16 protein-coding genes and 1 rRNA gene are annotated in these 13,193 nt (G+C 68.6%); 4 read left to right on the top strand and 13 right to left on the bottom strand.

Translation table 11 applies throughout. The annotated features are described in order from the left end of the window. Positions 1-167 precede the first annotated feature (167 nt). A complete protein-coding gene (glnA, locus tag C8D87_RS43945; protein WP_109639746.1) occupies positions 168-1,592 on the top strand; it encodes a type I glutamate--ammonia ligase in 1,425 nt (474 codons plus the stop codon). Between the two features lie 54 nt (positions 1,593-1,646). On the opposite strand, the gene C8D87_RS43940 is transcribed toward glnA, so the two are convergent. Continuing rightward, the gene (locus C8D87_RS43940; RefSeq protein WP_112232530.1) at positions 1,647-1,907 is read right to left on the bottom strand and encodes a hypothetical protein; all 261 of its coding nucleotides are present in this window, start codon (positions 1,905-1,907) and stop codon (positions 1,647-1,649) included. A gap of 153 nt (positions 1,908-2,060) precedes the next feature. Between C8D87_RS43940 and C8D87_RS43935 the strand changes: the two genes are divergently transcribed. After that, on the top strand, positions 2,061-2,546 hold the full coding sequence (locus C8D87_RS43935) for an NUDIX hydrolase (RefSeq protein WP_215732666.1): 486 nt from the start codon (positions 2,061-2,063) through the stop codon (positions 2,544-2,546). On the opposite strand, the gene C8D87_RS43930 is transcribed toward C8D87_RS43935, so the two are convergent. The 3 genes from C8D87_RS43930 to C8D87_RS43925 are packed head-to-tail and all read right to left on the bottom strand — an operon-like array spanning position 2,491 to position 3,778. Then, the gene (locus C8D87_RS43930) at positions 2,491-2,991 is read right to left on the bottom strand and encodes an NADAR family protein (RefSeq protein WP_109639735.1); all 501 of its coding nucleotides are present in this window, start codon (positions 2,989-2,991) and stop codon (positions 2,491-2,493) included. The two genes, C8D87_RS43935 and C8D87_RS43930, sit on opposite strands and share 56 nt — an antisense overlap. An 18-nt stretch (positions 2,992-3,009) precedes the next feature. Beyond that, positions 3,010-3,171 carry a hypothetical protein gene (locus tag C8D87_RS46610; protein ID WP_170155163.1) on the bottom strand — a complete coding sequence of 54 codons (162 nt, stop codon included), beginning with the start codon at positions 3,169-3,171 and terminating at the stop codon, positions 3,010-3,012. A gap of 31 nt (positions 3,172-3,202) precedes the next feature. After that, on the bottom strand, positions 3,203-3,778 hold the full coding sequence (locus C8D87_RS43925) for a hypothetical protein (protein WP_112232528.1): 576 nt from the start codon (positions 3,776-3,778) through the stop codon (positions 3,203-3,205). A gap of 103 nt (positions 3,779-3,881) precedes the next feature. Between C8D87_RS43925 and C8D87_RS43920 the strand changes: the two genes are divergently transcribed. Continuing rightward, the gene (locus tag C8D87_RS43920) at positions 3,882-4,115 is read left to right on the top strand and encodes a hypothetical protein (protein WP_109639731.1); all 234 of its coding nucleotides are present in this window, start codon (positions 3,882-3,884) and stop codon (positions 4,113-4,115) included. A 64-nt stretch (positions 4,116-4,179) separates the two neighbouring features. On the opposite strand, the gene C8D87_RS43915 is transcribed toward C8D87_RS43920, so the two are convergent. From C8D87_RS43915 to C8D87_RS43890, 6 genes are all read right to left on the bottom strand, one after another. Then, a complete protein-coding gene (locus C8D87_RS43915) occupies positions 4,180-5,112 on the bottom strand; it encodes an NADP-dependent oxidoreductase (RefSeq protein WP_109639729.1) in 933 nt (310 codons plus the stop codon). Beyond that, complete coding sequence (locus tag C8D87_RS43910; protein ID WP_112232526.1) at positions 5,109-8,009, bottom strand: bifunctional [glutamine synthetase] adenylyltransferase/[glutamine synthetase]-adenylyl-L-tyrosine phosphorylase; 2,901 nt, start codon at positions 8,007-8,009, stop codon at positions 5,109-5,111. Before C8D87_RS43910 ends, C8D87_RS43915 begins: the two co-directional genes overlap by 4 nt. 26 nt (positions 8,010-8,035) lie before the next feature. Beyond that, positions 8,036-8,221, bottom strand: a complete 186-nt coding sequence (locus tag C8D87_RS43905; RefSeq protein WP_112232524.1) for a hypothetical protein — start codon at positions 8,219-8,221, stop codon at positions 8,036-8,038. Then, on the bottom strand, positions 8,218-9,351 hold the full coding sequence (locus tag C8D87_RS43900; RefSeq protein ID WP_112232522.1) for an inorganic phosphate transporter: 1,134 nt from the start codon (positions 9,349-9,351) through the stop codon (positions 8,218-8,220). The genes C8D87_RS43905 and C8D87_RS43900 overlap by 4 nt, the downstream gene beginning before the upstream one ends. Positions 9,352-9,436: 85 nt before the next feature. After that, positions 9,437-10,192, bottom strand: coding sequence for a type 1 glutamine amidotransferase (locus tag C8D87_RS43895; protein WP_233440035.1), 756 nt, complete (start codon positions 10,190-10,192; stop codon positions 9,437-9,439). A 25-nt stretch (positions 10,193-10,217) separates the two neighbouring features. After that, complete coding sequence (locus C8D87_RS43890; protein WP_112232520.1) at positions 10,218-10,649, bottom strand: rhodanese-like domain-containing protein; 432 nt, start codon at positions 10,647-10,649, stop codon at positions 10,218-10,220. A gap of 80 nt (positions 10,650-10,729) precedes the next feature. Between C8D87_RS43890 and C8D87_RS43885 the strand changes: the two genes are divergently transcribed. Then, positions 10,730-11,179 carry an Lrp/AsnC family transcriptional regulator gene (locus C8D87_RS43885; protein WP_112232518.1) on the top strand — a complete coding sequence of 150 codons (450 nt, stop codon included), beginning with the start codon at positions 10,730-10,732 and terminating at the stop codon, positions 11,177-11,179. 157 nt (positions 11,180-11,336) lie between these two features. Here C8D87_RS43885 and C8D87_RS43880 read toward each other — a convergent pair whose 3' ends face one another. The 3 genes from C8D87_RS43880 to rrf all read right to left on the bottom strand — a co-directional run. Next, a complete protein-coding gene (locus C8D87_RS43880) occupies positions 11,337-12,146 on the bottom strand; it encodes a GNAT family N-acetyltransferase (RefSeq protein WP_112232516.1) in 810 nt (269 codons plus the stop codon). Then, positions 12,134-12,778, bottom strand: coding sequence for a GNAT family N-acetyltransferase (locus C8D87_RS43875; RefSeq protein WP_170166808.1), 645 nt, complete (start codon positions 12,776-12,778; stop codon positions 12,134-12,136). The genes C8D87_RS43880 and C8D87_RS43875 overlap by 13 nt, the downstream gene beginning before the upstream one ends. 317 nt (positions 12,779-13,095) lie before the next feature. Next, positions 13,096-13,193 (bottom strand): 5S ribosomal RNA (gene rrf / locus C8D87_RS43870); the annotation flags it as partial.

Genomic DNA, 13,193 nt, shown 5'->3' with positions numbered 1-13,193 from the left:
CACCAGAGTAAGCCTGTGAACATCGGGTGAGGACCGGCAGGTCGTCTTGCCGGGTTGGGCGGTCCCGTTAACACTGGCGAAACATCCGAGTGACGGTTGGGCAACACCACGGACATACGGTCGCTCGCGATGACCAGCCGTTGTCCATAGTCAAGGAGTCGACGAGGGTGTTCAAAAATTCCGACGAGGTGCTGAAGTTCATCTCCGACGAGGGCGTCAAGTTCGTCGACGTGCGGTTCAGCGACCTGCCGGGCGTGATGCAGCACTTCACGCTCCCGGCCAAGGCGTTCGATGCCGACGCGATCGAAGAGGGTCTCGCCTTCGACGGCTCCTCCGTGCGCGGCTTCCAGTCGATCCACGAGTCGGACATGCTCCTGCTGCCCGACCTCTACACCGCGCGCCTCGACCCGTTCCGCATCGAGAAGACGCTGATCGTCAACTTCTTCGTGCACGACCCGTTCACGCGTGAGCCGTACAGCCGCGACCCGCGCAACATCGCGCGCAAGGCCGAGCAGTACATCACCGACTCGGGCATCGCCGACACCGCGTACTTCGGTGCCGAGGCGGAGTTCTACATCTTCGACTCGATCCAGTTCGACACCACCGCGAACGCTTCCTTCCACAAGATCGACTCGATCTCCGGCTGGTGGAACACCGGCCGTGAGGAAGAGGGCGGCAACCGCGGCTACAAGGTGAAGTACAAGGGCGGCTACTTCCCCGTCACGCCGACCGACCACTACGCGGACCTCCGCGACAAGATGGTCCTCAACATGGAGGCCAACGGCTTCCAGGTCGAGCGCGCCCACCACGAGGTCGGCACCGCGGGCCAGGCGGAGATCAACTACCGCTTCAACACCCTGCTGCACGCCGCCGACGACCTGATGCTGTTCAAGTACATCATCAAGAACACGGCGTGGCAGGCCGGCAAGACCGTGACCTTCATGCCGAAGCCCCTCTTCGGCGACAACGGCTCGGGCATGCACACCCACCAGTCGCTGTGGAAGGACGGCGCGCCGCTGTTCCACGACGAGAGCGGCTACGCGGGCCTGTCCGACACCGCCCGCCACTACATCGGCGGCATCCTGCACCACGCCCCGTCGCTGCTGGCCTTCACCAACCCGACGGTGAACTCCTACCACCGCCTGGTCCCCGGCTACGAGGCCCCGGTCTCGCTGGTCTACTCCCAGCGCAACCGCTCGGCGTGCGTCCGCATCCCGATCACGGGCAACAACCCGAAGGCCAAGCGCATCGAGTTCCGCTGCCCCGACTCGTCCGGCAACCCGTACCTCGCCTTCTCGGCGATGGTCATGGCCGGCCTCGACGGCGTGAAGAACAAGATCGAGCCGCCGGCCCCGATCGACAAGGACCTCTACGAGCTCCCGCCCGAGGAGGCCCGCGACGTCAAGCAGGTCCCCGCGACCCTCGACGCCGTCCTGGACAACCTGGAGGCCGACCACGAGTTCCTGCTCGAGGGCGGCGTGTTCACCCCGGACGTGATCGACACCTGGATCTCGTTCAAGCGTGAGCAGGAGATCGACCCGCTGCGTCTGCGCCCGAACCCCTACGAGTTCGCGCTGTACTACGACGTGTGATCGATCGCGCTCTTCCGGAAGGCCCGGCGGACATCCCGCCGGGCCTTCCGGCTTTCAGGTGCCGAGGAAGGTCACGCTGGTCGACGCTCCTTCCGCATCCGCACCAACCCGGACGTTGGAGACCAGGACGTCGGCCTCGCCCCCGGTCGGCAGCTTGATCCGAGCCTCACCACCGTTGAGGGCTTCGGCGGAGGTGCCCGCACCGGACATCTGCCAGATGCCGTCGTTCACCGTCTCGATCAGGCTCACCCGGTCCAGTTCGGCCGAGCTGCCATCGGGGTAGATGAGCAGGGCTGGTCCCGAGTAGCTGAACATCAGTTCTCCCTGTCCGATCAGTTGGGCCGCATCTACCGCCTCCAACACGGCGACATCGGGCGAGGTGGTTCACGAGAACGGGCAGAAAGCCGACGACCTGCGGTTCCGCCGGGACGGAAGGCGACCCGTCAACGGCACGTGATAGAGCTGGCCGTGACACAGTGGACGGTGCACGGCACCCGCCGGATCTACGAGTCGGAGTGGATGAGCGTCGACCTCGACGACGACGACCACGTGCTCCTGATGTGGCGCCACCGGTTCACCACCGACGCGTGGGGCTGGGAGATTCCGGCGGGCCGCTGCGAAGAAGGCGAGACCGCGGAGGTCACGGCGCTGCGGGAGACCGAGGAGGAAACCGGCTACCGGCCGGGCCGGATCGAGCCGCTGGTCACCCTGAACCCGTTGAACGGCATCAGTTCGCACGTGACGCACGTCTTCGTGGGCTCGCAGGCCGTCAGGACCGGGGAACCGGACCCCGCCGAGGCCGCGAAGGTCGAGTGGGTGCCGCTCAGCGAGATCCCGGCGTTGATCCGAAAAGGACTGATTCCGCGCGGGATCACGCTGGCGGCGCCGGCCACCTGTCTCACTCTGCGGACAACCTGGAGCGGACCTCCATCAAGGCCTCTCCCAGCAGGTTGAGGCCCCGCCAGGAAGACGGGTCCGAGGCGCGCGGGTCGTCGGCGGCCAGGCCGATGCCCCACACGCGGTCCAGCGGGCTCGCCTCGACCAGGACGCGGGAACCCGTGCCCAGCAGGTAGGAGCGGAGAGCGGGGTCCTGGCCGAACTTCGCCAGGTTGCCGTCCACCACGATCGAAAGCCGCGAGGACACCCACACCGAGTCGTCGAAGCCGGAGACCTGGCGCCCCAACGCCTTCGCCTCGGCGGGAGTGCGAGCGGCCCGCACGCGCTCGGCCACCGCGGTGTCGTCGAACAGCAAAGCCTTGCGCCACATCATGTAGTGCTCGGCAGACGTGAACGACTGTCCGTCGGCCTCGAACGAGCACGGCCACCACTGCGAGAGGCAGCCCTTGCCGAGGCTGCCGTCACGTTCAGGCCGATGGCCCCAGAAGAACAGGAACTTCACGCCGCCACAGTAGGTGGACTAGGTGCGTTCGCCCTCATCCATTTCGTCGGCGGTGGGCAGCTCCGGCTCGCGCCACTCCTGCGAGCGGGTCGGGCCGCCTGCGCGCAGCTCGTTCTCGAGTTCCTTCTTCAGGTGGTCGTCCTTGGCGAAGCCGTGCTGATCACTTCCGCGTTGAGTCATGCACGAGGCGTACCCACGGCGGCGGATCGAATCACTTCGGGACCGGGATGCCCGTCACGGTGATCGCGGCGCCGGTCGGGGCGAACTGGCCGGAGATCGAGTTGAACGTCAGGGTGACCGAGTTCACACCAGCGCCGAGCTTCTCGTCGAGGATGACGATGCCCGAGGTCGTGGTGCCCTGGGTGACGAGGCCGTCCCACTTGCTGGTCGAGGCCGCGTAGGTGCGCTTCAGATCGTCCAAAACCGCGATGCCGTCGACGGGGAGGGTCATGCGGGCCTGGGAGGCGTTCGTGGCCGTCACGAAGAGCTTGAGACGGCCTCCTGCCGACTCCACGCGCGTCACCTCGACGGTGAGCATGCCGCGCTGCTGCTTGAAGGAGCCCGTCGCGACCTTGACCTCGGCGGACGGCTCGGTGGTTTCCAGTGCGCCATCAGGGGTTTCGACGGCGTTCGACGTGGTCGTCGTTGCCGTGACGTTGGGCTGGGCGGCGGAGTTGTCACCACTCAGTGCAAACTGAATCACACCGAGTGACGCGAGCACTCCGGCAGCCACAGCCGCGATGGCGATCACGGTCTTACCTCGGCGCGTGACCCGACGATGCTGCATGACTTCCTCTGCTCGACCCCCGTGACAAACCCACAGCTCCCCCGCTGAGCGCGCCCTAGTCTCATCTCGAATGGGTGAAACGTCAATGCGCTAGGGTCCGCGCGTGTCCCAAGAAGTCGCCGAATTCACGGCTCCGCAGCTGCTCACCACCCACATCGTCGACTCGGCAGCCGAGGCGCTCGAAGCGGTCCAGGCCGCTGACGTGCTCGACCTCGGTGTTCGCGTCTACAACCGACTCGTTCCCGACGCCGACGACGCCGAGTCGTTGGAGGAGGAGTGGGTGATCGAGGTCTACACCAGTGCTCCGGCGGTGGACCCCGACTCGGACGAGGACTGAGCAGCCCAGAAATGGGGGCACCCCACCAGGAGTGCCCCCAAACCTGAAAACGAACACGAAGTTTTCAGACTGTCAGTACGACTTTGCCGCGCACGTGCCCGCCTTCGAGCAACTTGTGCGCCTTCACGGCCTCCGCCAACGGGAACGTCTGCTGCACCTCGACGCGCAACGAGCCCGCCGCCACCAGGTCGACCAGCCACTGCGTCTGCTCGGCGTTCGGCCGCGCCCAGGTGTTGATCACGCCGTTCTCCAGCGCCCTCGGCCCGTCCACAATGGATGTCATCCGCGCCCGGTCTCGTACGAGCCGCAACGACTGGTCGAACGCCACTCCGCCGACGTTGTCGATCACCACGTCGACCTCGCCGTCGCCGCCGACCAGCTCGGAAACGGCGTCGACCAGCGCGTCGCCGTAGGCCACCGGTTCGGCTCCGAGCGACCGGACGAAGTCGTGGTTGCGCGGCGAGGCCGTGCCGAGCACCCGCGCGGCACCCAGCTCACGCGCGATCTGCACCTGAAGGTGCCCGACACCGCCCGCGGCCGCGTGCACCAGCACGACGTCTCCCGGCCCGGTGCCGACCGCCTTCAACGCCTGCAACGCCGTCAGCCCGGCCAGCGGCAGGGCGGCGGCCGTCACGAAGTCCACGTTGGACGGTTTGCGCGCGATCATCCGGTCCGGCAGCGAGATCAGCTCGGCATAGGCACCGAACTGCACGTGGTCCTTGCGCGCGTAGGCGAGCACCTCGTCGCCCGGCTTCCAGTCCGTCACGCCGATGCCGACAGCCCGCACGACGCCCGCCACGTCCCAGCCGGGGATCAGCGGCACGTGGTGAGGCATCAGGCCCCGCAGGTAGCCGGCTCTGATCTTGAAGTCCACCGGGTTCACCCCGGCCGCCTTCACCTCCACCAGGACCTGGTCCGGTCCCAGCAGCGGATCCGGCAGCTCCTGCAACGACATGACGTCGGCGTCGCCGAACTCGGTAAGCGCGATCGCTTTCACAATCCCTCACCGTAGAAGACTCGTTCGGCTACTGCACGTGCACGGCGGGTCGTGCGGCGATATTCCTCCAGGAACTCCCCCGGATCGCCACCGGGCGGGTACCCCATCACGGAGGCGACGGAGACGAGGTCACGCCCGGACGTCGGCAGCTGGTCGGAGGCCTTTCCCCGGACCAGCGTCACGGCGTTGCGCGCGTGCGTCGCGAGGTTCCACGCGGCCTTCAACGCCGCCGCGTCGTCCGCGGCCAGCAGACCGGCGGAGACAGCAGCGTCCATCGCGGCCATTGTGGACGGTGTGCGCAGTTCCGGCACCGCACCGGAGTGCTGCAGCTGCAACAACTGCACGGTCCACTCGACGTCCGCCAGCCCACCGCGCCCGAGCTTGGTGTGCGTGCTCGGGTCGGCACCGCGCGGCAACCGTTCCGCGTCGACCCGCGCCTTGATCCGCCTGATTTCCCGCACCGACGCCGTGTCCAACCCTCCCGCCGGATACCGCAGCGGCTCGATCAACGCCTCGAACTCGGCCCCCAGCTCGGCATCACCCGCGATGAACCGGGCCCGCAGCAACGCCTGTTTCTCCCAGAGCTCCGCCCACTGCCGGTAGTACGCGCGGTACGAGTCCAGCGTGCGCACCAGCGGACCCTGCCTGCCCTCCGGCCGCAGATCCGCGTCGACCAGCAGCGGCGGGTCCTGCGACGGCGCGCCGAGCAGCCGCCGGATCTTCTCCACGACACCGCTCGCCCACTTCGCCGCCTCGGCATCGGTCACGCCCTCGCACGGCCGGCACACGAACATCACGTCCGCGTCCGAGCCGTACCCGAGCTCGTGCCCGCCGAGCCGCCCCATGCCGATCACGGCCAGCGTGGCGACGGGTTCGCCCGCCGCGCGCATCGCAGCGTCCAGCGCGCTCTGCAGCACCGCTCCCCACACCTCGGACAGCGACACGCACACCGTCTCCAGCGGCATGAACCCCAGCAGGTCCGCGGAAGCGATGCGCAGCAGCTCGTGCCGCCGCAACGACCGCGCGGCCGCGACAGCGCGCGTCAGGTCGTCGTACCGCGAAACCGCGCTGCGCAGCGGGTTTCCGATCGAGTGCGGATCACGGCCGACGAGCGCCTCGGTGTCCGCGAGCAGCCGCAGCACCTCCGGAGCCCGCACCAGCAGATCCGGGACGAACCGCGAGGTGCCGAGCAGCACCGCGAGCCGTTCCACGACAGCGCCCTCGTCCCGCAGCAGCCGCAGGTACCAGGGGGTTTCCGCGAGCGCCTCCGACACCTTCCGGTAGGCGAGCAGCCCGCCGTCCGGATCAGGCGTGCCGGCGAACAGGTCCAGCAGCACCGGCAGCAGAGCGCCCTGGATGCGAGCACGCCGGGAAACGCCGTGCGTCAACGCCTGGATGTGCCGCAACGCCCCGTCCGGCGACGTGTAGCCGAGCGCCGCGAGCCGCGCTACGGCCTCCTTCGTCGTGAGCCGCAACGCCTCGGTCGGCACACCCGCGACGGACTGCAGCAGCGGCCGGTAGAACAGCTTCTCGTGCAGGCGCCGGACCTGGTTGGCGTGCTTGCGGAACTCCGCGAGCAGCACCTGCCCCTCCGACCGCTGCCCGTCCGCCGCCAGCCCGACGGAGCGCGCCAGCCAGCGCAACGCCGTGACGTCGTCGTCCGCGGGGAAGAGGTGCGTGCGCAGTAAACGCTGCAGCTGCAGCCGGTGCTCCAGCGTCCGCAGGAACCGGTACGAGCGTCCGAAGTCCGCCGCGTCGTTGCGCCCGATGTACCCGCCCCTGCCCAGCGCGGCCAACGCGGCGGTCGTCGCCTGAATGCGCAGGTTCTCGTCGGAACGGCCGTGCACGAGCTGCAGCAGCTGCACCGCGAACTCGACGTCGCGCAGCCCGCCCCGGCCGAGCTTCAGCTCACGGTCCGCGAGCCCTGACGGCACGTGGTCCTCGACGCGGCGGCGCATCGCCTGCACGTCCTCGACGAAGTTCTCGCGCTCGGCCGCCGTCCACACGTAAGGCCGCACGACGTCGAGGTACGCCTGCCCCAGCTCGGGGTCGCCCGCGACCGGCCGTGCCTTCAGCAGCGCCTGGAACTCCCAGGTCCGCGCCCACTTCTGGTAGTACGACGCGTGCCCGTCGAGCGTGCGGACCAGCGCGCCCGCCTTGCCCTCCGGCCGCAGCGCCGCGTCGACCTCGAAGCACGACTGGCCGGCGATCTGCATCATCGTGCTGGCCAGCCGGGTTGCCGCGCCCAGATCGCCCTCGGCGACGAACACGACGTCGACGTCACTCACGTAGTTCAGCTCGTTCGCGCCGCACTTGCCCATGGCGATCACCGCGAGCTTGCAGCGGTCCGCGCCGTTCACGCGTTCCGCGGCGAGCTTCAACGACGCCCGCAACGCCGACACCGCGAGATCTGACAGCTGCGCGGCCACCGTGTCGTACGGGACGTACGGCAGCGTGGGCTCGACGACGTGCGCCAGATCGTTGGCTGCCACGAGCAGCAGCTTCGCGCGGTACTCGGTGCGCAGCACATCGCCGGCCGACAGATCCAGCGACACGTCGACCCCACCGGTGAGCGAACGCCACCGGTTCGGGTTCACGACGAGGAAGTCCGACAGCGCGGTCGACGACCCGAGCACGGCCAGCAACCGGCCGCGCACCACCACGTCCTCGTGCAGCGCGGCCGACAGAGCGTCCCAGTCGGCCGCAGAGTGCAGCCGTTCGAGCCCGCGCAGCGCGAGGTCGGGATCGGGACAGCGGGAGAGCGCCGCCAGGACGGGCTCGGCGCCGTCGGCGGGGCGGCGGTCCGCCCACAGGCCGAGGCCGCGCAGCACCTCTTCGCTGCGCGGCTCGGTGAGCCCGAATCTGGCTGGTGACGCGGCGCGGAACGGTTCGCTCATCAGGAGCCAACCTAGTCCCCGCGCGGCTAGAAGACGATCAGAGAGAGCCCGTACAGCACAACCGCGACGCAACCCGCGAAGCTGGCGTAGGCAGGGATCTTCTTGTCGCCCGACAACGCACGGATGCCGACGACGAACAACGTCACCACGAGGACGGTGACCAGCAGCGTGGCGCCGAAGACCTGGAGCAGCGCGATCCAGTTGACCTTCATGCCGCGACCTTGTGCAGCTCGGCCTGGGCGGCGACCTCGTCGACGATGTGCTCCGGCTTCACCGGCTCACGACGCGACAGGATCCAGATGCCGATGGACACCGCGGCACCGATGACGGCGACGCCGATGACCCCGCTGGTGCCGGTCGAGGCCCACTTGCCCGCGATGGCGCCGACGATGCCGGCGGCGGGCAACGTGAGGAGCCAGCCCGCGGCCATCTTGCCCATCGTTCCCCACCTGACGCCGTGCCGGTCGCGGCCGAGGCCGGAGCCCATGATGCCGCCGGACGCGACGTGCGTGGTGGAGAGCGCGAACCCGAGGTGCGACGACGCGAGGATCGCGGTGGCCGTCGAGGTCTGCGCGGCGAAGCCCTGGGCCGGTTCGATGGTCGTGAGACCGCGGCCGAGGGTGTGTGTGATGCGCCAGCCGCCGAGGTACGTGCCGAGCGCGATCGCGAGACCGGCGCTCACGATCACCCAGGTGGGTGGGCCGGAGCCGGGCGCGAGCGAACCGGACGTGATCAGCGCGAGCGTGATGATGCCCATGGTCTTCTGCGCGTCGTTCGTGCCGTGCGCCAGCGAGACCAGCGAGGCGGACGCGACCTGGCCGACCTTGAAGCCGGTGTGCGAGACGCGCGGGTCCGCGGCCCGCTTGAGGCGGTAGACGATGATCGTCGCGACCGCCGCGACGAGGCCGGCCACCAGGGGCGCGACGATCGCGGGAACCAGGACCTTGTCGACGACCTTGGCGAAGTGGATGGAGTCCACTCCGGACGCGACCCAGGCCGCGCCGATCAGTCCGCCGAACAGCGCGTGCGACGAGCTCGACGGCAGACCGACGTACCAGGTGACGAGGTTCCACATGATCGCGCCGACCAGCCCGCCGAAGATGACCGCGGGCGTGATCTGGGCGTCGTCGACGATCCCGCCGGAGATGGTCTTGGCCACCTCGACGGACAGGAACGCGCCCACGAGGTTGAGCACCGCCGACAGCGCGACCGCCGTGCGGGGCTTCAGCGCACCGGTGGCGATGGAGGTGGCCATGGCGTTGGCCGTGTCGTGGAACCCGTTGGTGAAGTCGAAAATGAGAGCAGTGACGACAACGATGATCACTACAAGAGCGGGATCCACACTGATCCTCCGGCTGGATCGAACAAGGTGCTCTGGAGAGACGGTACCGGGTACTCAGGATGCCTTATAACCTACGAAAGTAACGTCACACCAAGGGAAGTTGTGTGCCCGAACACCCCGCGGGCGCCAGTTCTCCCCGCACCAGCTTCGCGAATCTGGTGACGAACGGCTGCCACACCTCTTCGAAGTCGCGGTGGGCCTCGGCGAGGAAGTCCAGGTCGAAGTGGTGCGACCGGGCGCACGCAGCCGATTCAGGATCCTTGGCCGCCCAGTTCAAGACGATTTCCGGGGTCGTCTCGATGTGGAACTGCAGACCATAAGCACTCGTTCCTACCCGAAAGGCCTGATTCGGGTATTTCGGGGACGCCGCGAGGTGTTCCGCGCCTGGCGGCAGCACGTGCACCTCGTCGCTGTGGAACTGCAGCACGTCGGGCGTCCAGGGCAGATCCGCGAACAACGGATCGTTGCCCGCGCCATCACGCTTCGCCACCAGCAGCACGCCGACCTCAGGCCCCTGCGGTCCTTTTCGGACCTGACCACCGGTGGCGGCCGCGAGCAGCTGCGCGCCGAGACAGATGGCGAGGGTGGGCAGCTGTTGCGCCACGGCGTTGCTCAGCAGCCGGCGCGCGTCGGCGAGCCACGGGTGCTGCACGTCGTCGAGCGCCCCCATCTCGCCACCGAGGCAGACCACGCCCTGGTAGCCGTCGAGGTTCTGCGGCGCGGGCTCGTCCTGCAGCGACACGAGGTGCAGCTCGATGCCGTCGGCCTCCAGCCAGTCACCCAGCTTGGCCAGCGGGTCGGACTGCGAGGGCTGCAAGACGAGCAAACGCGGTGCGGTCACACATGTGAGCCTATGTCGGGTTGACTCAGCAATGACACGCGACCTTAGAAACACCCACGACGCTGTGCGCATCTGACTCGATCGGGTAACCCGCCTCGCGCCACGCCGTGATGCCTCCGGCAAGCCGCTTCACCCGGTACCCCCGTTGCGCGAGCGCCAGCGCACCCTTGGTGGCGGCGTTGCACTGGAAGCTCTCGCAGTAGCAGATGTAGACCAGGTCCGGGTCGAGGTCGAGCTCGTCGGGCAGGTCGCGGTAGGGCAGGTTGACGGCGCCGGGGATGCGGGCCTGCGCAAACGCTTCCGGGCTCCGTGTCTCCACCAGCACGTAACCGTGAGTGTTGCCGTCCTGCAGGTCGCGGTGGACGTCGTCGGGATCGGCCTCGAACGCGAGCTCGGCGGCGAAGAAGCTCGCCGCGGCGGCGGGGTCGGCGGCGGGGAAGCGCAGTGCGTTGGTCATGCGCATGATCTTGCTGGGACCACGTTGTCCGCGACATGCGGAAATCCAGGCGTTCGGGCCGTTCTCCTTATGATTTCCAGGTGGAACTCGACGTAGTGGACTGGAAGATCCTGAGCCTACTGCAGGCCGACGGCCGCATGTCGTTCACCGCGCTGGGCCGCGAGGTGTCGCTGTCCGCGCCCGCTGTGACCGAACGGGTGCGCCGCCTGGAGTCACTGGGCGTGATCACCGGCTTCGTGGCGGTGGTGTCGCCGTCCCGGCTGGGACTGCCGATCGAGTCGATCGTGCGCGTCCGGGTCCGGTCCCTGGACACGCCCCGGTTCCGCTCCACCGTGCTGGCGCTGCCGCAGATCCTGGATGCCGACCACGTGACAGGAGATGACTGCTGGCTGCTGCGCGTCGTCTGCCGGTCGATGGTTGAGCTGGAGGAACTCGTCGAGGTGATGCAGCGGTACGGCGACACCACCACCTCGCTCGTCTTCTCGTCGCACGTGCGGAACCGCCCGCTGTCCCCGTCGCTCTTCGACTAGTGGCGTGGCCCGGAACGTCGCCGGGCGAATTCGCGGTCAGACGGGTGCATCGTGGTGCCGCCCCCGCGTCCTCGTACTGGTTGTACGGGGGCGCGGGCGGTGCCGCGAGGTGCCCTGCTGAGCGTGAATCACCCAGCCGACGTTCCGGGTCGCGCCACTAGCTCCAGCGGTACTCCGACCAGTCCGAGACCGGGCGGAAGCCGATCCCCTGGTAGACGGAGTTCGAGGTGGGGTTGGCCAGGTCCGCGGTGAGCACGACGTGCTCGGCGCCCGCCTCGTACGCCCATCGGCTGATCGCCGCGGTGACCGCGGCCGCGTAGCCGTGGCGGCGGTGCTCGGGCGGGGTGTAGACCGGACCGATCCTGGACACGCCACCGACCGGCGTGGTGCTCCCCGCCCAGGACACCGGAACCCCGTCGACGAGCCACAGGACGTGCCCGGCTGACATCCGCCGGCTGTCCATCGCCCGCTTCTCGGCGTCTTCGCGCGAAAGACCGTCCAGCTCCGCCACGAACGCGATCCACCACTCGGTGATCAGGTCGTTCTCGGCGGCGGTCGCGAGCCTCGCCTCTCCCGGGACCTGCGGCACCACCAGGTCCTCGAGCCGGTAGAGCCGCAGGGCGTAGACCTCTCTGCCGCCGTCCCGCCACACCTTCCGGAACGCGTCGACCCGGTCCCGCGTGCCGGTGACCTCGTCGATCTCCCGCTCCCGCAGTACTTCCGCGACGACGGGAGCAGCGGCCGGCGGCATCGCGGCGACGTGCAGCGGACGACCATCCATCCGGGTGACCACGCCGACGACAGCTCCGTTGTCGTGCAACGAGATCAGCGTCGCGGGCTGTCGTTCTCCACGCAGTGCGGCGTCCACCGCGGTGAGGTGGACGCTGTGGTTCACGGGGTCGGCTTCGAGGAAGTCGCCGGCCACCGCCACGAAGTCCTTGATGTCGTCATGGCTCAGCGCTTCCACCAGAACTCCGCCCAGTCGTCGAGTGGTTGGTAGCCGATGCGTTGGTAGATCGAGTTCGAGATCGGGTTGGTCAGGTCCGCGAAGAGGATGACGTCGGTGGCGCCCTGGTCCAGCGCCCATTGGCTGGCCAACGCGCTGACGGCGGCGCCGTAGCCGTGCTTGCGGTGTTCGGGTGGGGTGTAGACCGGACCGACCCTGGTCATGCCGACCTGCGGGAGGCTGGCCGCGGCCCAGGCGACCGGGGTGCCGTCCACCTCCCAGAGGGCGTGGCCGTTGCCGAGGCGCAGGGAGCTGCGCACGATCTCGGTCGCCTCTTCGTCCGGGGCCTCCGGCACAGCTTCGCGGGTGAAGGCCTTGCGCCAGGCGCCGAGGAGCTCGATGTCGGCTTCGGTCGCCAGGCGGCCGGTGCCGGGAGAGGTGGGCGGAACCAGGGTGCCCAGGCGATAGAGCCTGGTCGCCAGGGACTCGGTGAAGCTGCGGTCAGCGGCGAAGGCGGTGGCGAAGGCGGTGGCGAAGGCGTGTGATCTTTGCCTCGGGCCGGTGACTCCCGGGGCTTCCGGATCGACTTCGGCGGCGATCTGCGCCGCGAGGTCGCGGCGGCGACCGGGAGGTCGGCTGCCTGGAACGGCCACGGTGGCGTGCGGATCAGGGAGCCGACCACTTCGCCGTTGTCGTGAAAGGTGATCAGAGTTGGCGGGTTGTCGGCGGAGGGTAGGCGGCGGGCGCGGTCCAGTGAGGTGAGAGCCACCGTGTTGCGCACCGGATCGGCTGCGAGCCGATCGAGGGTGTCGGCGTCGAACGATGCCAGGGTGGGATGCACTCGCGCGTCCATGGGTCCATGACATCAGGACGGGCAAGCGAAATTCGGATCGAGCCGGCCCACGACATGCAAAAGACCCCTGCGGGGAGCACTTGAAGTGCTCGACCCGCAGGGGTCTTCTGAACGATTGTCCGGCGGCGACCTACTCTCCCACACCGTAACCAGTGCAGTACCATCGGCGCAGAAGGGCTTAACTACCGGGTTCGGAATGGGACCGGGTGTTTCCC

This window comes from Lentzea atacamensis (genome assembly GCF_003269295.1).
GTDB lineage: Bacteria > Actinomycetota > Actinomycetes > Mycobacteriales > Pseudonocardiaceae > Lentzea > Lentzea atacamensis.
This window is presented reverse-complemented; position numbering and strand designations above follow the sequence as displayed.

Bases quoted from the DNA above. Each gene is read 5' to 3' on its own strand.
- C8D87_RS46610 (WP_170155163.1), bottom strand. From the start codon at position 3,171: ATGACTCAACGCGGAAGTGATCAGCACGGCTTCGCCAAGGACGACCAC.
- C8D87_RS43910 (WP_112232526.1), bottom strand. From the start codon at position 8,009: ATGAGCGAACCGTTCCGCGCCGCGTCACCAGCCAGATTCGGGCTCACC.
- C8D87_RS43925 (WP_112232528.1), bottom strand. From the start codon at position 3,778: ATGCAGCATCGTCGGGTCACGCGCCGAGGTAAGACCGTGATCGCCATC.
- C8D87_RS43905 (WP_112232524.1), bottom strand. From the start codon at position 8,221: ATGAAGGTCAACTGGATCGCGCTGCTCCAGGTCTTCGGCGCCACGCTG.
- C8D87_RS43940 (WP_112232530.1), bottom strand. From the start codon at position 1,907: ATGTTCAGCTACTCGGGACCAGCCCTGCTCATCTACCCCGATGGCAGC.
- C8D87_RS43890 (WP_112232520.1), bottom strand. From the start codon at position 10,649: ATGACCAACGCACTGCGCTTCCCCGCCGCCGACCCCGCCGCCGCGGCG.